This window comes from Streptococcus sp. NCTC 11567 (assembly GCF_902141215.1).
GTDB lineage: Bacteria > Bacillota > Bacilli > Lactobacillales > Streptococcaceae > Streptococcus > Streptococcus dysgalactiae.
In genome coordinates this window covers 1,472,770-1,491,539 of the sequence record NZ_LR595857.1, presented here as the reverse complement: position 1 = coordinate 1,491,539, position 18,770 = coordinate 1,472,770, and the positions used below count along the sequence as shown (strand labels likewise).

Genomic DNA, 18,770 nt, shown 5'->3' with positions numbered 1-18,770 from the left:
AAACTATGGAGGTATATTATGAACTACAAAGAAATGAGAAATGCACTAGAACAAATGGCAAACGAAAATCATGAAGATTTTGCTAAGGCACTAATTAGCTTTGAAAAAGGAATCAATGATAAAGATGCATTGGACAAGTTATACCAGGAATATATGGATAATGACAGTATGAGCTTACTTAATGACGAGTTTGATTATTTGATTGATGAACTTAGAGAAAATGGACAGATTAAAGAAAGTGCAGCAATCGAAAAAGAAGATAATGATTTGGTGAACCTTGTTGGGAATGTCATAGGTGAGGTTGAAACAATTGAAAGAGAAAATAAGAATGGAGAAGCTTTTAAAGTAGTTAATTTCTCAGTTGTATCAAAAGATGGTGAGGGAAATAAAATTTACACTAATTGCTCAGCTTATGGAGATAAGGGAGATATTCCAAAGGATTTTAAGCAAGGTGACTTTGTAAAGCTTTTTGGTCAGGTGAGAACATCCATTGATGATAACGGAAAGGAACATACTAATGTCAGAATCCTATCTTCTAAGCTTTTAAAAGCAAAGGAACAGATGAAGAACCAAGAAGAAAAGAAAGAATCTGTACTTGGAGCAATAAAGAAATATAAGGCTGAAGAAAAAGCAAAACCTATGGAGAAGAAAGAAGTTTCAAAGGAAACTGAGAGATAAGATATGTCGGTGTGGTCTTAGGGCTGCACCGATTATTTTTTTGTAAAATCGGTTCGAGAAAAGAGAATAAAAGTGTACTATAAGTACTAGTTTTGTGGTATAATAGAGGCGATATGATTTTAACAAGAAAATGACTGGAGGTTAGTCATGTCAAAATTCAGCTATAAAAAATTGTTTAAAAAATTGATAGATAAAGATATGAAAAATACTGAACTGATGAAAAAAGCAAAAGTGAGTAAAAGTACATTCTATAAAATTAAAAATGGCGATAATGTCACAACTGATGTGTTACTAAGAATCTGTAATGTATTGGAATGTGATATTTCAGAGATTGTGGAATGTGTTAATGATTCTTCGGAGGAAATATAAAATGAATTTAATTAGTTTGTTTTCAGGAGCGGGGGGATTAGACTTGGGCTTTGAAAAAGCAGGGTTTAATGTGGTAGCTGCTAATGAATACGATAAAACAATTTGGGAAACATATGAAAAAAATCATGATACAAAACTCATTAAGGGTGACATTTGTGGTATTCCTTCAGAGATGTTTCCTGAATGTGATGGTATTATAGGAGGTCCTCCCTGTCAGTCTTGGAGTGAGGCAGGGTCATTAAAGGGCATTGACGATCCAAGAGGGCAATTATTTTATCAGTACATACGCATTTTGAAAGATAAAAAACCGAAGTTCTTCTTAGCAGAAAATGTTAAAGGAATGATGGCGAAAAGGCATAATAGTGCTGTTGAAAATATTGTTTCTCAATTTGAGGAAGCTGGTTACGATGTTTTCATTCATTTGTTAAATGCTAGTGATTATGGTGTTCCTCAGGATAGAAAAAGAGTTTTCTATGTTGGATTTAGGAAGGATTTAAACATCAAATTTGAACCGCCTAAACCATACGAGTCAAAGTTGACTTTTAAAGATGCGATATTTGATTTAAAAGATTCGGCAATTCCAGCATTAGAAAAAAATAAGACAAATGGTGATAACTGTAAAGTTTTGAATCATGAATACTTTATTGGTGCCTATTCGCCAATATTTATGAGTAGAAATAGAGTTAGACAATGGGATGAACAGGCATTTACGGTCCAGGCATCTGGTAGACAGTGTCAACTGCATCCACAAGCACCAGTTATGCCTAAAGTAGACAAAAATAAAAATATATTTGAACCTGGTAAGGAAGCACTATATAGAAGATTAACCGTGAGAGAGTGTGCAAGAATACAAGGATTTCCGGACAATTTTAAATTTTATTATACGAATTTGAACGATGCGTATAAAATGATCGGTAATGCTGTTCCTGTGAACTTAGCGTATGTTATGGCTGAGTCCATTTTAGAAGCTTTGCGTAATTCTAGTTCAAATTTGAGTCTCCTAAAAACAGGCACAGATAATTAGGCGGAGGGAATCTATGAGTGAAAAAAGTAATAATCAAGGAAGGGCATATGAGTTTTCTTATTTAACTACATTGTTTGAAGAAATATCAAAAGTTCGTCCGGCAAAGATAGAAAAAAACAGTAGTTTTTATGCTGCAGAACGTGCATGGAATACTTTAGCTGATTCTGAAAAAGCTATATACAAGATTAGTGCATTAGCTGGAGTAAATACTATATTTGAACTTGAACCTTTGATTTTAGATGATGGATTAGATGAGCTGGAATTGAAAATTCAATCAGATGACAAGGGCAAAGAAGGCGATGTAAGAGATGTACTAATTATTAGACGAGGTATTGAGTGGGAAATTGGTCTTAGCGTAAAACACAACCATTTTGCTGTAAAACATAGTAGATTATCTAAGAATTTGGATTTTGGAAAAAAGTGGTATGGAATAGATTGTTCTGAACAATATTGGAAAGATATTAAACCAATATTTGAATATCTTGATTCTGAAAAACAAAGGGGTTCTAAGTGGAGTGAATTACCTAGTAAAGAAGACGATGTATATGTTCCTTTATTAAATGCATTTAAAGGGGAACTGGAGAGACAAAATTGCTTGTTTGGTAAAGATATTCCTAGATTGATGGTTGAGTATTTGCTTGGAGAATTTGATTTTTATAAAGTAATTGGGATTGATAATAAAAAGATAACTCAAATTCAAAGCTACAATTTGAGAGGAACATTGAATAGACAGGGTAAAAAGCGTAAAAGAAGCGTTGAATTGCCAATATCAACACTTCCAACAAGGATTGTTAGCTTGGAATATAAACCAGACAGTAAGAATACATTGGAACTATACCTTGATGGCGGTTGGCAATTTAGTTTCAGAATTCATAATGCTTCGACTAAGGTTGAATCAAGTTTGAAGTTTGATATACAAATTATAGGTATGCCTACAACAATTATATCGATAGATTGTAGATGGAAATAGGAATGATAGGAGGGTCTGATAGTTTTATCAGATGTAATATTATGGAAAATAGTGGATTTAAAATTAAATTTGATAAGAATACAATTGATCATTTAGGGATAAAATTATATAGTTCATTCCCTCCTGTTATCGCTGAATTAATTTCAAATTCTTACGATGCAGATGCTGAAAATGTTGAGATAAAAATCAACTATGATGAAAAGGTAGTAACAGTTACAGATGATGGAACAGGAATGAACCATAATGAATTAAATCAGAATTTTTTGGTGATCGGTAGGAACAGAAGAAAAGCTGAAGGTACAGGCGTTTCTAAAGTAAAAAAAAGAAAAGTGACAGGAAAGAAAGGTCTAGGTAAATTAGCTGTATTTGGTATTGCAAAGACTATAGAGGTATATTCTATAAAAGATGGCGTGAAAAATGCTTTTAGTATTAATTATGATGAAATGAAAGCAGAAAGTGAATCAGAATATAAGCCAAAAGTTATTTGTGAAAATGAAAATACCAATGAACAATCTGGGACTGTGGTTAAAATCAAAGAAATTAAGCAAAGTACAATAATGGGCATTGAGGATTTAGCATATAACTTGTCCAGAAGATTTTCATTTTATGATGCTGAGTTTGAGGTTAAACTCATTGATGAAAATTCACAACAAGAGCAACCTATTACAAAATCAATTTATTTTGAGAAGTTAGAAAAAGAATTTGAATGGAAATTTCCAGAAGACTTTATGAATGATATTAATAGCGTAGAAGAATTTAAAAGACTAAAAGATCATGGTATTACTGGAAGGGTATATACTAAATCGACTCCTTTAAGGAAAAAGGATAGTGGTTTTTTACTATATGTTAGAAACAAATTGGCTTCAGAAAATGTATTTTTTGATGATAGGGCAAATGATAGATTTAATAGCTATGTAACTGGATTTTTTAATATTGATTTTATAGATGACTCAGATGAAGAGGATTATATATCTACAGCTAGACAGTCAATCCTTTGGGAAGAAAATGAAAATACAATTCAATTAAAACATGATTTGAATAAGTTGATTTCAAAAATATCATCTTTATGGAGAGAAAATAGGAGAAAGAAAAAAGAAGAACTTATTACTTTAGATGAATCATTTTTTAAGGGATTAACACCAACAGAGATAAGTAGTATCAAGAAAGTTAAAGATACATTATTAACAAATTCCACAGAAACAGATGATATAGAATCAATTAAACGTGTTTTGGACAACTTAAAAAATTTATATAAATTTGAGAGCTTTCAGTTATATATAGAAAACTTGAAAGAAGAGAATTTAACAGTTGATGAAGTTGAAAAAATAACTTCGGATTGGGAATATATAGAGGCTAAAGAGCTTGCAAAAGTTGCAGTTGGTAGAATAAAAGCTATAGAACAATTTGAAAAGTATGTTAATGGAAATGAGAGTGAATCTAAAGTAATTCAACCATTTCTAGAAAAGTTTCCTTGGATTTTAGATCCTAGAATTACAACATTTGAAAGAGAAAAAACATATAGTGAAATTTTAAAAGATAATTTTTCAGATGAAAAACTAGAGGGAAGTAATCGTAGGATTGATTTTCTTTGTAATTTAGTAAATGGTGAATTAATTATTATTGAATTGAAGAGACCGAATATTAAAATTAAAACAGAGGAGATAAATCAAGCATTAGATTATAAAATTTTTGTTCAAAAACATTATAAATTGGATAAAGTAACAACATTTTTGATGTCTGACAGATATGATATGGATCCTATAGTTAGAACTACTGCAAATTCATTAGAACAAAGTGGTGATTTATTTATTAGATCATATTCAGACTTGTTAAGAGATGCAAAAAAGTTTAATCAAGAATTTATAAATAAATACGAAGAAATTAAAGAAGTGTATGATAATTGATTTAATCAAAGACGAAAGGAGGTGTGGTTATGCTAAATATAGTAGATGTGTTTTCAGGAGCGGGTGGATTAACCGAAGGATTTAGGTATAAAGACTATTATAATTTTATTTGTCATATAGAAATGGACAAAGATGCTTGCTCTTCTTTAGAATTAAGAAATATATATTACTATTTAAAAAAAGAAAATAACCTATCTCCATATTTTGAATATATTCAAGGTAAAATCTCGAGAGATGATTTGTACTCGATTATACCAAGAGATCTAACTAAAGATATATTGAATAAGGAAATCAGTAAAGATACCATACCTTCGATTTTTGAATTCATTGACCAAAGATTAGGCAATAATGAGTTAGATGGTATTATTGGCGGGCCACCATGTCAGGCATATTCTACAATCGGTAGAGCCAATAACAAGTCGAAAAAATCTACTGATAAAAGAATTTATCTATATAAACATTATTTAGATTTTCTGGATAAATATAAACCAAAGTTCTTTGTTTTTGAAAATGTTAAAGGGTTGCTTTCTTTTAAGGATTTATCAGGAGAGTTACTCTTGCCAAAAATAATTTGCGAATTTGATAAGTGCGGATATGAGGTAGATTATCAAATAGTAGATGCAAGTAATTATGGTGTAGTACAAAAAAGAGAACGTTTAATACTTGTCGGACATCGAAAAGATTTAGTGTTCGATAACTCATTTTTTGACTGTTTGGCTGAATATGTTGAGACCGCCCCAACTATAAAAGAATTGTTTGAGGACTTGCCAAGTATAAAGTCTGGAGGAAGTTCTCATAAGTATCGTTGTGATGTTTCGAGTCAGTTCGTTGAAAAATATATTCGTAAAAAAGATGATATTTTAACACAACATACCGCAAGACCTCATAATGAAAATGATTTGAAGATATATAAATTGGTACTAAAAGCTAAGAAAAAAGGTAAGAATTTAAGGTATATCGATATACCTGAAGAACTACAAACGCATTCTAATACAACATCTTTTTTAGATAGATATAAAGCTTTGGATTATGGCTCTGTTAGTCATACAGTTGTTGCTCATATTGCGAAGGATGGACATTACTATATTCATCCAGATTTAAGACAGAATCGTTCAATTACAGTAAGAGAATCAGCTAGAATACAAGGATTTCCAGATGATTTTTATTTTGAACATTCACGAACAGCTGCATTTAAACAGATAGGCAATGCTGTTCCACCAATTCTATCTAAAAAAATTGCAATGGCCGTTATAGATTTTTTGAGAGGAGAAAAAGGAGAATGAATTACCTCTCCATCTCCTTACCCATATATTTCTCATAATTTTTTCTGATTTGATACAGTTCTTTTATATCGGTTTTTGCAGAAGAATACTCTTGCATTAGGGTATTCTTTTTTTCATGCAATGAATCAAGCTCTTTCAAAATATCCTTGGAATTTGGAAGTTTTGAGTAAGATTTTTTTAGGGCTGAAAGGGCATTTTTATAGAGTGTTATTTCTGATTTATGTTCTTCAAAAAAAGCTTTATCAGATGGATCTTTCTTATATTCCAGATAGATTTGGCGATACATTTTTACGGTATGAACTTGTTCTATAGTATTTGATAGAACTGAAATTTTCTTATCTATAACTTTGATTTCATCTTGTAGATTTTGCCTTTTATCTGCACTTTCCTTAATGTATTCATCAAGTTGGGATATAGATTTAAATCCTTTTTCACGCATCAAAAGAACAGTATCGGCTGCAGTTTTTAAATTATGTTTTGTAGCCCAATACTCATAGCCTTTGCTTGATTTTATCTTTTCATTATTTGCAATATCTATAATATTTCCTACACGTTTTTTTACAGCATAGGTTCTTTGATTAGTCTTGTCTAAGATACGCTCTTTTAATCTATCCTCAGTATAATCTTCTCCAATAGTCTTAGCTCGTGTAAATCTTTCTTTGTCTTTGTGCTTAAACGCAATGTATTTTCCATACTTGATTTCATAATCAAGGGTAGTCATTTTCTTTAGAAAATCATCCCAATCATTGGATTGTTTAATAGCTCTATCTATATCAAATTGAAGCCTGCTTTTCCAAGAAGCACCTTTCTTAAATTGGTCGTTTTCATACCATGACTTACCATTAGTCTTATATTTCTTTCTATAAGTTTCGTAGAACTCATCAATAACAGATAGATTATTTTCTTTGCACAATTTATCACTTTGATACCTAATTTGATGATAGCTTCTCTTGTTGGACTGATAGCACTTGCCTGTAACCATATTTACATTATTGAAGATGATATGGTTATGAATATGACCTTTGTCTATATGGGTAGAAAGTACGAACTCGTATTGATCCTTAAGTATTCTCTTACAAAGTTCCATTCCAATTTGATGTGCCATTTCTGGCGTAGTTTCACCAGGCATAAATGACTGAATGAGGTGTCTTGCAAGTACAGTTCCATTAACTTTATTATCTTCTCTAGTCTTTATAAAAGCAGTATGGGCAGTAGAAGCAAAGCATTTATTCGTGCTTATCAATATTTTTTCATCTGTCTTTTCTTCATTTGTTATATATGCAATAGCAAGATTAAGAGTAGATTTTATAGGATGAATTTTTGTAATTGCCACTTATATGTCATCTCCTTTATCGGTAGTTTTATTGAGTAGTAGGGAATGTATCTGCCATATTTCTTTTGATAGATGTTCAATTTGGGAGTGCATATCTTTGATGTCATCGCTATAAATAACACCAGTCGAATTAACTCGTTTAGCAATTTGGTTGACGCTACTTGCATACTTAAAAAGCAATCCTTGTATTTCTCTAAATGGCTGTAAATCAACAACAAAAATATCTGATTCAGATACTACTTTTCTTAGAAAATGGTTCATGGTTTTACATTTTGACATCTTCATTTTCTTTTCAAAAAGTGCTTTTTCTTCTTCTGTTAAGTTTATTTTCAGCTGAACATTTCTAATTCTATTTGCCATGTTTGTTACTTCCTTTCATAAAATCTGGGGTATTAGGGTACTCCCTAACAAGCTAAAATTGATAAAAAAAGAAGCAACTCCACGAGGGGGCTGCTTCATCGATTTTTCGTAAGTGGGTACACACTTACTGTGCTTGCTACATAAGAATGATTTGTAAAGCAAGCGTTAAGCGAGATATGAGTTTGTGTCTTAATTATACCAAGTATAGAAGTTAATGTCAGCGTTTTATCTAAAACACATTTATAACATGACAAAAAATGTCATATTTATGGTATAATAGTAACTACTAGGAGTGGTTAAATAATGAAAAACAATAGATTGTTTAAAATTTTGTATTATGTACTGGAAAAAGGAAAAGTAACGGCAAATGAACTTGCGGAAAAATATGAAGTATCAATAAGGACAATTTATAGAGATATTGATGTCCTTAGTAGTGCTGGAATTCCCATCTACGCCACCCAAGGGAAAGGTGGTGGAATAGAAATAGCGGATGATTTTGTATTGAAAAAATCATTTCTTTCTGAGAACGAGCAAGAACAGATTTTGATTGCCTTAAAAGGTTTAGAACTGACAAATAAGGAGTACGGAAATGAACTTTTAACCAAATTAACCGCTTTATTTAAAACGAAAAATACCAACTGGATAGAAGTTGATTTTACAAATTGGCAACGAAGTAAATCTTATGATGAATTATTTAAAGATATAAAATCAGCAATCATCAATAAAAATATTGTTCGTTTTATATATTTTTCCAGTAATAAAAAAGAAACAAGCAGAAAAGTAAAGCCAATCAGACTCCTATTTAAAGGATGGGATTGGTATGTGTATGCATTTTGTTTGTCAAGAAATGATTTTAGATATTTTAAGCTGTCACGCATAAAAGAATTTGAAATTTTACCAAATACCTTTGAAGATGATTTTGATAGTATCGTCTTAAAAAAAGAAATGGAGTATGAGGAAACTGTATTTGTTAGAGTAAAATTTGATAGAAAAATGGCTTTTAGAGTATATGATGAAGTATCCAGTGCTATTGAAGAAGATGAAGATGGAAATTTATATGCTACAGTAGAACTTCCCAACGATTACAATTTATATAACTATATATTTTCCTATGGAGATGCGGCAGAGGTGTTAGAACCGAAAGAAATTCGAGATAAAATTAAAAACAAAATAAACATTATGACTAAAAAATATAGAATATGACAGATGGTGTCAAGTTAACTTTTGTATAATATATTTATCAGTACAAAGGAGAATTTTGCTATGAAATATGAATGGAAAAAAGAAGAAAAATATTTATATGGAGCGAAGCAAAAAGCGGAGATAATAGATGTTCCTAATCAGAAGTTCATTATGATAAATGGAGAAGGTAATCCCAATTTAGCTGATTTTTCAGATAGAGTTTCGGCATTGTTTACATTAGCATATGGTAAAAAATGTTATTTAAAAAGACGAATATAGATGAAAATAATTCTTCTTACAAAGACTTTGCTGTATTTCCACTCGAAGGCATCTGGAGAAAAAACTTTGGAGAACAATTTGATAAAAATAAATTGAAATATGCAATTATGATTAAACAGCCAGATTTTATTACAAGAGATATTTTTGATTTAGCTATTAAGAATGTTAGAGAGAAAAAACCGAATAAATTATATGATGAAATCATTTTTGATAATGTAGAAGGTGGCAAAGCAGTACAGATTTTACATATTGGAAGTTTTGACACAGAACCATATTCATTTGAAAAACTAGAAAGTTTTATGGAAAAACATGGTCTTTTAAGAAAATTTGATTATCATACAGAAATCTATTTGAGCAACAAGAATAGAACATCAGAAGAAAACTTAAAAACCATATTGAGATATAGCGTAAAGTAGGAGGAAATATTATGCCAAGACCAAGAACAAAAGAAGATTTAATGATTGCAGCGAAAGAAAACTATGATAAGTTAAACGTATTAATTACTAAGCTGTCTGATGAAGAATTAAGCACACCTTTTGACTTTTCAAGTGACGAAAAAAAGAAAGAGGCTCATTGGAAGAGAGATAAAAATCTAAGAGATATTTTGATCCATTTATATGAATGGCACCAGCTTCTTTTGAATTGGGTAAATACAAATTTAAAGGGAGTGGCAAAACCTTTTATTCCAGCTCCATATAATTGGAAAACTTATGGAGATATGAATGTAGAGTTTTGGAAAAAACATCAAAATACTTCTCTTGAAGATGCAAAAGAAATGTTTCAGAAATCCCATAAAGATATTTTAGAATTAGCTGAGAGATTTACAAACGAAGAATTGTTTTCAAAAGATGTCTATAAGTGGGTAGGAGGAAGTGTACTCGGTTCGTATTTTGTAAGCACTACTTCAAGCCATTATGATTGGGCGATGAAGAAATTAAAAGCACATCAAAAAAATTGTAATAAAAAATAAGCAGACATGGAGATGATAGAATGCATTTTACGAAGGTAAAAGGAATATTATCTTCAAAAAATGGAATAAATTTATTCAGAGGCTGTACACATGGTTGTATTTATTGTGACTCAAGGAGTAAATGCTATCAGATAAACCATAGATTTGAAGATGTAGAAGTTAAAGAAAATGCCCTACAACTTTTAGAAGATTCTTTAAGAAGAAAACGCAAAAAATGTATGATTGGATTAGGTTCTATGACAGATCCATACATTAAAGAAGAGCTTAGATTAAATTATACAAGGCAGGCACTTGAGTTAGTGAACAAATATGGATTCGGCATAACGCTTATAACAAAATCATCAAATGTGTTAAGGGATTTAGATTTATTGAAAGAAATAAATGCCAAGACTAAGTGTGTTGTTCAAATGACACTTACTACTTATGATGAAAAGCTATGTAAATTGCTTGAACCAAATGTTTCTACAACAAAGGAAAGATTTGAGACCTTGCTTGCTTTAAGAGATGAAGGAATACCTACAATTGTATGGTTAAGTCCAATTTTACCTTTTATCAATGACACTGAAGAGAATTTAACAGGCATTTTAAATTATTGCAAGGAAGCAGAAGTAAAGGGGATAATTTGCTTTGGTATAGGTCTCACCCTAAGAGAAGGGAATAGAGAGTATTTCTATTGTGCATTAGATAAAAAATTCCCAAAGGTTAAAGATAAATATATTAAAACATTTGGAAATAGCTATATTGCTAACAGCAAGAATAATTCTAAATTAATGAAGATCTTCCATGACTTTTGCGAAAAAGAGAAAATAATGCATGACAATGATATTATTTTTGGCTACTTGAAAGAATTTGAAGAAAGAGAAATAACTAGGCAACTTAGTATATTTGATTTTTAGAAAATAGAAATAATACAAAAGGTTAAGGAGAACTTTTAAAGATGGTGTCACAAAGAACTAAATACGATACATATCTTAATATAAGCCCTTTTTTATATTTTCAATTTAGTAAATCATAAGGATTACCATGTAAATAATTTAATATTTTTCATCCATTATGGAGGATTCGGTATGCATAAATGCCGAAGTCCTCCTTTTTTGTTTTAAACAAGAAAACAAAGAAATGGAGGGAAATAAAAATGCGAAAAAATTATTTCTTGTTTGTAAATGGAAAAAAAGTGGAGGTTAGTGAAGAGATTTATAAAGTCTACTGGCAAGAAAAAAATCATGAAAAATATTTGAAGCAGGTGGATAGAAAAAATCACCTGCTTTTTTTCTCGTCTTTTGATCATGATGGACATTTTGAGGATAGTATAGTTGATGAGGGATTTGATGTAGATAAGATTGTTCAGACACAGATGATGATAGAGGCAGTGCGAGATGCACTGTCAAAATTGAATGATGAAGAAAGAGAAATCATTGATAGACTTTATTTTAATGATGAAACACTTCGTTCAGTAGCTGAAACGAAAAAAATATCTCATCCTGCTCTTATCAAGAGAAGAAATAAGATACTGGACAAGTTAAGAGAATTGCTGAAAGACTTAAAATAGCATTTAGGTCATTACGAAAAAACAGCAAAAATATACTTAATATCGACATTAAAATACCTTTTTCTTACAAGTGGGTTGTAATTTAAGATAAATTCTTTTAACCTATAGAAACTTAATAAAATGGGTTACAGGAGGAAAAGGTATGATTGAAATGTTGTTAAAAAAGTATTGGACAAGTTTGCAAAAGAAAATGATGGCTCAAAAGGTTGGGAAAAGGAAGATATTGAGAACGAAATACTACTGTTTGGCGGAACTATGACTGATGTTTACGAAGCTATGAAGATAGGATTTAATGTTTGCCTTAATGACTAGAAACTTCAAGAACCATTATATTGCTAAAACTTTATTTGAAAGGCATCTCTACGGAGGTGCTTTTCTTTTTCAAAAAAATTCATAAATATGGTTACCAAGAAGGATAAATTTTCACTATTAAAGTGTAGGGGGGAATTTATCCTTTTTGCTTTTGAGGTAGAAGAGAAAATTTATTCCGTTATTAAGCAAAGAATCCTACATAGCAGAAAGCTAATTGATCTTTGACAACTGAATAGACCAAGGTGGGACGTTATCCATTTGTGGAGAATTATGACCTACGCCAAGACTTTTCTGCTGAGAGATTGGTTTAAATGAATACTGGTAAGTGCCAAGGATAAAAGAAAAAGAGCGATAAATAGGAATACATAAAGGATAGATGTGGCAATCTATCTCTGTGATGCAAATGGTGATAATGATACTTCAATAGTTTAAGCCGGCTCGTCTTAATAAGAGGCGGTGGTGAGATTCCAATGTAGCAGCCAATGCACCTACCAATGTCATAAAACTTATTAAAAAAATAGTGAGGTTAAGACTATGAATAAGAAAAAAGAAGTTAAGAAAGATAAGGATAAGAAGCAAATAGCCGATGATTATTCTAAGAAAATAACCTACTCTACAAGCGAAAGTGAAAAGCTTGATTTACTTGATATTGTTGAGATGTATCTATGTAAATCCTGTGTCAAGATTTGAGGGGCTGACAAAGAGAAATAGGGTGCGGTAAAATATAGGTGGTAGAAGTAATCTTCCGAAATGACTATTTGCCAAAATATCATTTTAGGAGGATTGTTATGAGAAATACTGCGTGTATGTATCTTCGTCTTTCAAGAGAAGATGGGGACAGTAATGAAAGTAACTCTATTTCAAATCAAAGACAAATAATCAAATCTTACGCAAAAGAAAAGAACATAGATCTATCTTATGAATATGTAGATGATGGACATAGTGGTTCTAATTTTGAGCGTCCAAATTTCAAGAATATGATTGATGACCTGAATAAAGGAAAGTTTTCTATCATTATGGTAAAAGACTTATCTCGTTTTGGCAGAGATTATATTGAGTCTGGGAAGTATCTGCAAAAGATATTTCCTGAAAAAGGTATTCGCTTCATATCTGTAAATGATAACTATGATAGTGATAATGCGGATGTTAGTGATACACATTTAATACTTCCAATTAGAAATTTTATCAATGACAGTTATTGTCGAGATATTTCTATGAAAGTGAAATCATCAAAAGCAGTGAAAAGGAAGAATGGTGAGTTTATTGGCTCATTTGCTCCTTTTGGATATAAGAAAGATGATAAGAACAAACATCAGCTTGTAGTTGATACAGAAGTAGCTCATATCATTGAGCGAATATTTAATATGAAAATAGAGGGTTATTCCTCAAAGGCTATTGCCGACTTTCTAAACAGTATTGGAACAGTTACACCATCAAAGCATAAGAAAAACAATGGTGATAACTTCAATACTGGTTTTATTGTGAAAAAAGCAAAATGGGATGCTAAGATGGTAAACCGTATTATTTCAAATAAGGTTTATATTGGTGTTCTGGAACAAGGAAAAACCACAAAATTAAATTATAAATCAAAGCATGAAGTATATGTTTCAAAAGAAGACTGGATAGCAATAGAAAATGCTCATGAAAGCATAGTATCAAAATCTATATTTGCACTTGCAAACAAAATGCTACTTCGTGATGTGAAACAGTCTAAAGATAAACCTTATATTCTATCAGGCATGCTTTATTGTAAAGATTGTGGAAGTCCTATGATCAGGCGAAAAGTAAGAGAGAAGATTTTCTACATTTGCTCTGAATATAACAATGCTGGAGAGTGTTCAAGGCATAGTGTAAAAGAAGACTATGTGACTCATGCAACTATTCATGCATTAAATGAATATCTATCTAAGTACAATGAGCTGCTGAAAAAAGTTAGCGAAATAGATGTTTCAAAGTTTACATTAAAGGTTGATTTTGAGTCATTATATGCAGAAAAAAGGAAGTATGAAAGACTTAGACAATCTCTTTATATGGACTTAGAAGAAGAACTTATAACAACTGAGGAGTTTGAACGATTTAGAAAAAATTATCTTATCAAGATTAGAGAAATTGAGAAACAAATTATTACAAAGCAAAATATCGTAAATGAACTGAAAATGAAAATGAACGATAAAGGTAGTTTCGTTTCTGAGATAGTTCCTAATCCTGAAAGTGATGAATTGAATCGACTGTCTTTAGTGTCTTTTATAGATCGTATTGAGATTGGAGAGGATAATGTAATTAACTTTGTCTTCAACAATATTGAAACAGTGAATCTGCTTCAAGCGATTGTGGATAGTGATAAGGTTAAAGCTAATAACACACATAAGGTGAGACTAATATCAATGGGCAAGTTATTTGATGAGCATTTAGAAAGAGTTGAACCTAAACTTGCAGTTGGAGGTGTTTGTTAATGGCAAGGACTTCCAAAAGATATATAAGAAAAAACGAAGAACAAGCACAAAAAGTATTCTATAAAGCTGGAGTATATACAAGATTATCCAGTGAAAGAAAAGAAGAATGGCGTGAGAAATCATCGTCTATCGAAACACAAGTGCTTTGTTGTAAAGAGTATGCTCTAAAGGAAAATATCAAAGTCGTAAATATTTACATAGACTATGAATATAGTGGAACAAACTTTGAAAGACCACAATTTCAAGAGATGATGCAAGATATTCGTGAAAGAAGAATTAATTGTATTATCATAAGAGACTTATCAAGACTTGGAAGAGAGTATCTTGAGATGGGAAGACTCATAGACAAGGTATTTCCATTCTTGGGAGTAAGGTTTATTTCTGTTAGTGATAAGGTTGATACCGTTAAGGATTTAGATTCTAAGAAATCATTTGAAGTAACTCTTAAGAATATCGTCAACGATATGTATGCTAAAGATATTTCGGTAAAGATAAAGACAAGTAAGCACAATAGGGCAAGAAATGGATATTTTATTGGTTCCGTTCCGCCCTATGGATATAAGGTTGTGAAATTAAAAGAGGGACAGAAATTAGAAGTTGATGAGAATGTTAGGTTCATTGTTGAAGAAATGTTCCGATTGACACTTGAGGGGAAAAGCCAATATGAGGTTGCAAAACACTTTAATACTAAGGGTTATGCGACAGGAATGGTCTATTACAAAACAGGTAGAATTTATAGACAAGATGGCGATCCACAGTGGAATAAAGCTACTATTTCCAAAATGCTTACTAACAGAGCTTATACAGGGACTTTAGTGCAAGGTGTTAAGCAACAAAATCTTGCAAAAGGAATGAAGCAACAATATGTAGATGAAAGCCAGCATATTATTTATGAAAATGCTCATGAACCAATTATCTCAAAAGAAGACTTTGAAAAAGTGCTACAAGGACGAGCTGAGAGATTAAAGAATAATGCTTTTGGTGCAGAAATGCATAACTTTGAAAGAGATTATGAGAATAGATATAAGGGATTGATTTTCAATAATGCAACAGGCAAAGAGCTTTATCGAAGAACTAGAATTTATGGGATAAACCATGATAGACTTTACTACTCATTTCAAAATGATACTTGTACAGGCAAGATAGATAATGAAGTAAGAGTATTTATTATGGAAAGAGAACTTGATAAAGCGATGTCTGAAAAGGTAGCAGAGTTTATCACTAAAGCTACAAGTAAGGCAAAGCTAATAGAAAGAGTGTCTGCAAGGTTTTATGAAAGTATAGATAAGCTAAACGAAGATATTTCAAAGCTCAAAACTAAGACTGGGAAGGAAGAACTCCTAATTCAAAAAGCTTATGAAGAATATAGCTTAGGTAAGATTGATAGAGAAGAATATAGTCTAAAAAGAGAGATTGCTCTTAGCCATATTGCAACAATCAATAATGAAGTTATTTCGGTTGAAAAGGTTGTAAAAGACCTTGAAAGAGATAAGAAATTATCTATTAAGTGGATTAAGGATGTATTTTCAGCAAAAAAAGTTGAAAAATTACCAGCTGATTTAATTCATAGCTTAGTAGAGAAGATAATTGTCTATGGCAATCATAACTTTGAAATAATCTTTAAATTTAATATGGATAGTTTGATGGGAGGCGTGAAAGATGAGTAAAATTGCACTTTATATCAGATTATCTGTAGAAGATCAGATGAAGAAAGATGAGAGCGAAAGTATCATTAACCAAAGGTATTTTCTGAATGATTTTCTTGATAGAAATGATGAATTTAAAAGCTTCCAAAGAGAAGAATACATTGATGACGGTTATACAGGCACAAATGAGAAAAGACCGTCTTTTCAAAGAATGCTAGAAGAAGTTAAGAATGGTAAAATCAATGCCATAATTGTAAAAGACTTATCGAGGTTTATGAGAGATTATATTTCGCTTGGTGATTATCTGGAGAACATTTTTCCTTTTCTTGGTATTAGGTTTATTGCGATTAATGATGGCTATGATAGTGCTAAGGAAAAAGGAAATGGAACAGACCTAGATATTCAGTTTAAAGGTTTGTTATATGACTTCTATACAAAAGATATTTCGCAGAAAGTAAAGACAGTTACTACTGAACTTAAGAAGCAAGGAAAGTTTCTTGCCTGGAGTCCACCATTTGGTTATATGAAAGATCCAGACGATAAACACAACATCATTATTGATGAAAAAACAGCTTGGATTGTGAGGAAGGTGTATGACTTAGCACTTACAGGACTTGCATCAAGAAAGATTGCAGCAGTTATGAATGAAGAGAATATACCAACACCAAACGAGCGTAAAAAAGAACTTACCAATATGGATTATGAATATAACATAGTGTCATCAGATACAAGAGATGCACCAACATGGACAAATGGTACAGTGGTAGATATTTTATCCAATGAAAATTACACAGGCACTTATGTCTTCAATATGCAAGAAAAGTCGGTATTGACTCCTGGTAGCTTTAAATTTAATCCTAAAGAAGAATGGGGTAGAGTTTATGACCATCATGAAGCTATTATCTCAAGAGAAGAGTTTGATAAGGTTCAAGAAATAAAAGAAAAGAATAGTTTCTTAAAAGGAAAGAATACTGATTACCCTTGGAGGACAAAATCGCCATTGCAAGGATTTGCAAGATGTCCTACTTGTAACCATATTCTGGGACTTACTCAATCAAAGTTTAAACGACCAGATGGAAGTATGAGAATACACAAGTATTTTCATTGTAGGATCTGTAAGTGTAATAATGTAGAACATAGAAACTCAAGAGTAGATAAGTTAGAGGATCAGGTGCTTGCACTTATTAAAGAGAAATATGGTGAAGTAGAGGTAAAGCCCAAAGAAAAAATAAGTATTAAAGATATAGAAAAGAAGATAGAAAAGCTTCAGGCGAAGAAGATGGCTGATTTTGAAAAGTATAAGCTTGGTAAAATGACGAAAGCTAAGTTTGTAGAAAATAAAAACCAGATAGATAATGAAATTAGCAACCTGGAAGAAAAGATAAAACTATATTCTAATGAAACAGAAGTAGTAACAGATAATGAACTCACACGAGAACTTATGGAAAAGTATGTTGAGTCAGTTATCTGTGAAGGTAGTATAGTTCAAAAAACCATATGGAAATAGACGCAATAGGGAGTGAGAAATCACTCTCTTTTTGCTGTCTAAAAATAGACAATGTATTTTGTGTCAGTTGCTTGACACGAGAGGGTTCGGGCTCGCTCCTATTACAAGCGCAGAAACAATTTACCGAGCATGTTATTGAAGATGGTTTCTATGGTCAAGAAATCAATATGACCACCTACAACTTGGCTCGTATGAACATGTTCTTACATAACATCAACTACGATAAATTCAATATCCAACGGGGAGACACCCTACTGGATCCAAAACATGGTAATGATAAACCTTTCGATGCCATCGTTTCTAACCCACCCTATTCTATCAACTGGATTGGTAAAGACGACCCAACTCTCATTAATGATGACCGCTATGCTCCAGCAGGAGTCCTAGCACCTAAGTCCAAAGCTGACTTTGCCTTCATCATGCATATTTTGTCCTATCTTTCTGCACAAGGCCGAGCAGCCATCGTAGTATTCCCTGGAATACTATACCGTGGAGGGGCAGAACAAAAGATTCGCCAATACCTCGTCGATAATAATTTCGTTGAAGCTATTATTCAGCTCCCTAATAATTTGTTCTTCGGAACATCCATCGCAACCTGTATTTTAGTCTTAGCAAAAAACAAAACCAACACCGACACCTTATTTATCGATGCTAGCGCTGAATTTAAAAAAGCAACGAACAACAATATTTTAACGGAAGAAAATATCGATAAAATTTTGGAGAGCATTGACAAGAAGGAAAATAAAGATTATTTTGCACAAGTCGTGCCCTACCAAACAATTGTTGACTCAGATTACAACTTATCGGTTTCAACATATCTGGAAAAGGAAGACACCCGAGAAGAAATAGATATTGATGTCCTCAACAATGAAATTAAAGAAACCGTCTTGAAAATTGACCAACTCCGCCTCGAAATCGACAAAATCGTTCTCGATTTAAGCAAATAAGGAG

General features: G+C 31.7%; 16 protein-coding genes and 2 pseudogenes. 16 read left to right on the top strand and 2 right to left on the bottom strand.

The features are described from left to right. The first annotated feature begins 18 nt into the window (after positions 1 to 18). The 6 genes from FQT67_RS07455 (at position 19) to FQT67_RS07430 (ending at position 6,228) form a co-directional block, all read left to right on the top strand. On the top strand, positions 19 to 678 hold the full coding sequence (locus tag FQT67_RS07455; protein WP_046177000.1) for a hypothetical protein: 660 nt from the start codon (positions 19 to 21) through the stop codon (positions 676 to 678). Between the two features lie 147 nt (positions 679 to 825). Next, positions 826 to 1,047 (top strand): helix-turn-helix transcriptional regulator, encoded by a 222-nt coding sequence (locus FQT67_RS07450; protein WP_000033212.1) that lies wholly within the window; start codon positions 826 to 828, stop codon positions 1,045 to 1,047. A gap of 1 nt (position 1,048) precedes the next feature. Then, positions 1,049 to 2,071: a DNA cytosine methyltransferase gene (locus FQT67_RS07445; RefSeq protein ID WP_046176999.1), complete on the top strand. Its 1,023-nt coding sequence runs from the start codon at positions 1,049 to 1,051 to the stop codon at positions 2,069 to 2,071. A 13-nt stretch (positions 2,072 to 2,084) separates the two neighbouring features. Then, positions 2,085 to 3,041 (top strand): HaeIII family restriction endonuclease, encoded by a 957-nt coding sequence (locus tag FQT67_RS07440; protein ID WP_143936400.1) that lies wholly within the window; start codon positions 2,085 to 2,087, stop codon positions 3,039 to 3,041. A gap of 41 nt (positions 3,042 to 3,082) precedes the next feature. Next, positions 3,083 to 4,945: an ATP-binding protein gene (locus tag FQT67_RS07435; protein WP_046177056.1), complete on the top strand. Its 1,863-nt coding sequence runs from the start codon at positions 3,083 to 3,085 to the stop codon at positions 4,943 to 4,945. Between the two features lie 29 nt (positions 4,946 to 4,974). Further along, positions 4,975 to 6,228: a DNA cytosine methyltransferase gene (locus tag FQT67_RS07430; protein WP_143936399.1), complete on the top strand. Its 1,254-nt coding sequence runs from the start codon at positions 4,975 to 4,977 to the stop codon at positions 6,226 to 6,228. A 1-nt stretch (position 6,229) separates the two neighbouring features. Here the strand turns inward: FQT67_RS07430 and FQT67_RS07425 are convergent, their stop codons facing one another. Both FQT67_RS07425 and FQT67_RS07420 read right to left on the bottom strand, forming a co-directional pair. Next, positions 6,230 to 7,561, bottom strand: a complete 1,332-nt coding sequence (locus tag FQT67_RS07425) for a relaxase/mobilization nuclease domain-containing protein (protein WP_143936398.1) — start codon at positions 7,559 to 7,561, stop codon at positions 6,230 to 6,232. Next, positions 7,562 to 7,921 (bottom strand): plasmid mobilization relaxosome protein MobC, encoded by a 360-nt coding sequence (locus FQT67_RS07420; RefSeq protein WP_046177347.1) that lies wholly within the window; start codon positions 7,919 to 7,921, stop codon positions 7,562 to 7,564. 303 nt (positions 7,922 to 8,224) lie between these two features. Between FQT67_RS07420 and FQT67_RS07415 the strand changes: the two genes are divergently transcribed. From FQT67_RS07415 to FQT67_RS07375, 10 genes and pseudogenes are all read left to right on the top strand, one after another. Further along, the gene (locus FQT67_RS07415) at positions 8,225 to 9,124 is read left to right on the top strand and encodes a YafY family protein (RefSeq protein ID WP_143936397.1); all 900 of its coding nucleotides are present in this window, start codon (positions 8,225 to 8,227) and stop codon (positions 9,122 to 9,124) included. A 60-nt stretch (positions 9,125 to 9,184) separates the two neighbouring features. Beyond that, a pseudogene (locus FQT67_RS07410) lies at positions 9,185 to 9,798 on the top strand (GyrI-like domain-containing protein). Between the two features lie 11 nt (positions 9,799 to 9,809). Continuing rightward, positions 9,810 to 10,352, top strand: coding sequence for a ClbS/DfsB family four-helix bundle protein (locus FQT67_RS07405; RefSeq protein WP_143936396.1), 543 nt, complete (start codon positions 9,810 to 9,812; stop codon positions 10,350 to 10,352). A 20-nt stretch (positions 10,353 to 10,372) separates the two neighbouring features. Further along, positions 10,373 to 11,248 (top strand): radical SAM protein, encoded by an 876-nt coding sequence (locus FQT67_RS07400; protein WP_046177346.1) that lies wholly within the window; start codon positions 10,373 to 10,375, stop codon positions 11,246 to 11,248. A gap of 239 nt (positions 11,249 to 11,487) precedes the next feature. Beyond that, positions 11,488 to 11,901, top strand: coding sequence for a sigma factor-like helix-turn-helix DNA-binding protein (locus FQT67_RS07395; RefSeq protein WP_046159459.1), 414 nt, complete (start codon positions 11,488 to 11,490; stop codon positions 11,899 to 11,901). Between the two features lie 846 nt (positions 11,902 to 12,747). Further along, on the top strand, positions 12,748 to 12,903 hold the full coding sequence (locus FQT67_RS10785) for a hypothetical protein (protein WP_162837486.1): 156 nt from the start codon (positions 12,748 to 12,750) through the stop codon (positions 12,901 to 12,903). Positions 12,904 to 13,001: 98 nt separating this feature from the next. Next, entirely contained in the window at positions 13,002 to 14,666 is a 1,665-nt protein-coding gene (locus FQT67_RS07390) for a recombinase family protein (RefSeq protein ID WP_046177345.1), read from the top strand. Further along, a complete protein-coding gene (locus FQT67_RS07385; protein WP_046177344.1) occupies positions 14,666 to 16,333 on the top strand; it encodes a recombinase family protein in 1,668 nt (555 codons plus the stop codon). The genes FQT67_RS07390 and FQT67_RS07385 overlap by 1 nt, the downstream gene beginning before the upstream one ends. Beyond that, positions 16,326 to 17,819 carry a recombinase family protein gene (locus FQT67_RS07380; RefSeq protein WP_046159418.1) on the top strand — a complete coding sequence of 498 codons (1,494 nt, stop codon included), beginning with the start codon at positions 16,326 to 16,328 and terminating at the stop codon, positions 17,817 to 17,819. Before FQT67_RS07385 ends, FQT67_RS07380 begins: the two co-directional genes overlap by 8 nt. Before the next feature lie 41 nt (positions 17,820 to 17,860). Then, a pseudogene (locus tag FQT67_RS07375) lies at positions 17,861 to 18,766 on the top strand (type I restriction-modification system subunit M); the annotation flags it as partial. Between the last annotated feature and the right edge of the window lie 4 nt (positions 18,767 to 18,770).

What these genes read in the sequence shown, in the direction of transcription:
- FQT67_RS07455 (WP_046177000.1), top strand. Translation starts at nt 19, where the DNA reads ATGAACTACAAAGAAATGAGAAATGCACTAGAACAAATGGCAAACGAA.
- FQT67_RS07400 (WP_046177346.1), top strand. Translation starts at nt 10,373, where the DNA reads ATGCATTTTACGAAGGTAAAAGGAATATTATCTTCAAAAAATGGAATA.
- FQT67_RS07395 (WP_046159459.1), top strand. Translation starts at nt 11,488, where the DNA reads ATGCGAAAAAATTATTTCTTGTTTGTAAATGGAAAAAAAGTGGAGGTT.
- FQT67_RS07435 (WP_046177056.1), top strand. Translation starts at nt 3,083, where the DNA reads ATGGAAAATAGTGGATTTAAAATTAAATTTGATAAGAATACAATTGAT.
- FQT67_RS07385 (WP_046177344.1), top strand. Translation starts at nt 14,666, where the DNA reads ATGGCAAGGACTTCCAAAAGATATATAAGAAAAAACGAAGAACAAGCA.
- FQT67_RS07390 (WP_046177345.1), top strand. Translation starts at nt 13,002, where the DNA reads ATGAGAAATACTGCGTGTATGTATCTTCGTCTTTCAAGAGAAGATGGG.
- FQT67_RS07430 (WP_143936399.1), top strand. Translation starts at nt 4,975, where the DNA reads ATGCTAAATATAGTAGATGTGTTTTCAGGAGCGGGTGGATTAACCGAA.
- FQT67_RS07420 (WP_046177347.1), bottom strand. Translation starts at nt 7,921, where the DNA reads ATGGCAAATAGAATTAGAAATGTTCAGCTGAAAATAAACTTAACAGAA.
- FQT67_RS10785 (WP_162837486.1), top strand. Translation starts at nt 12,748, where the DNA reads ATGAATAAGAAAAAAGAAGTTAAGAAAGATAAGGATAAGAAGCAAATA.
- FQT67_RS07440 (WP_143936400.1), top strand. Translation starts at nt 2,085, where the DNA reads ATGAGTGAAAAAAGTAATAATCAAGGAAGGGCATATGAGTTTTCTTAT.
- FQT67_RS07450 (WP_000033212.1), top strand. Translation starts at nt 826, where the DNA reads ATGTCAAAATTCAGCTATAAAAAATTGTTTAAAAAATTGATAGATAAA.
- FQT67_RS07415 (WP_143936397.1), top strand. Translation starts at nt 8,225, where the DNA reads ATGAAAAACAATAGATTGTTTAAAATTTTGTATTATGTACTGGAAAAA.
- FQT67_RS07405 (WP_143936396.1), top strand. Translation starts at nt 9,810, where the DNA reads ATGCCAAGACCAAGAACAAAAGAAGATTTAATGATTGCAGCGAAAGAA.
- FQT67_RS07445 (WP_046176999.1), top strand. Translation starts at nt 1,049, where the DNA reads ATGAATTTAATTAGTTTGTTTTCAGGAGCGGGGGGATTAGACTTGGGC.
- FQT67_RS07380 (WP_046159418.1), top strand. Translation starts at nt 16,326, where the DNA reads ATGAGTAAAATTGCACTTTATATCAGATTATCTGTAGAAGATCAGATG.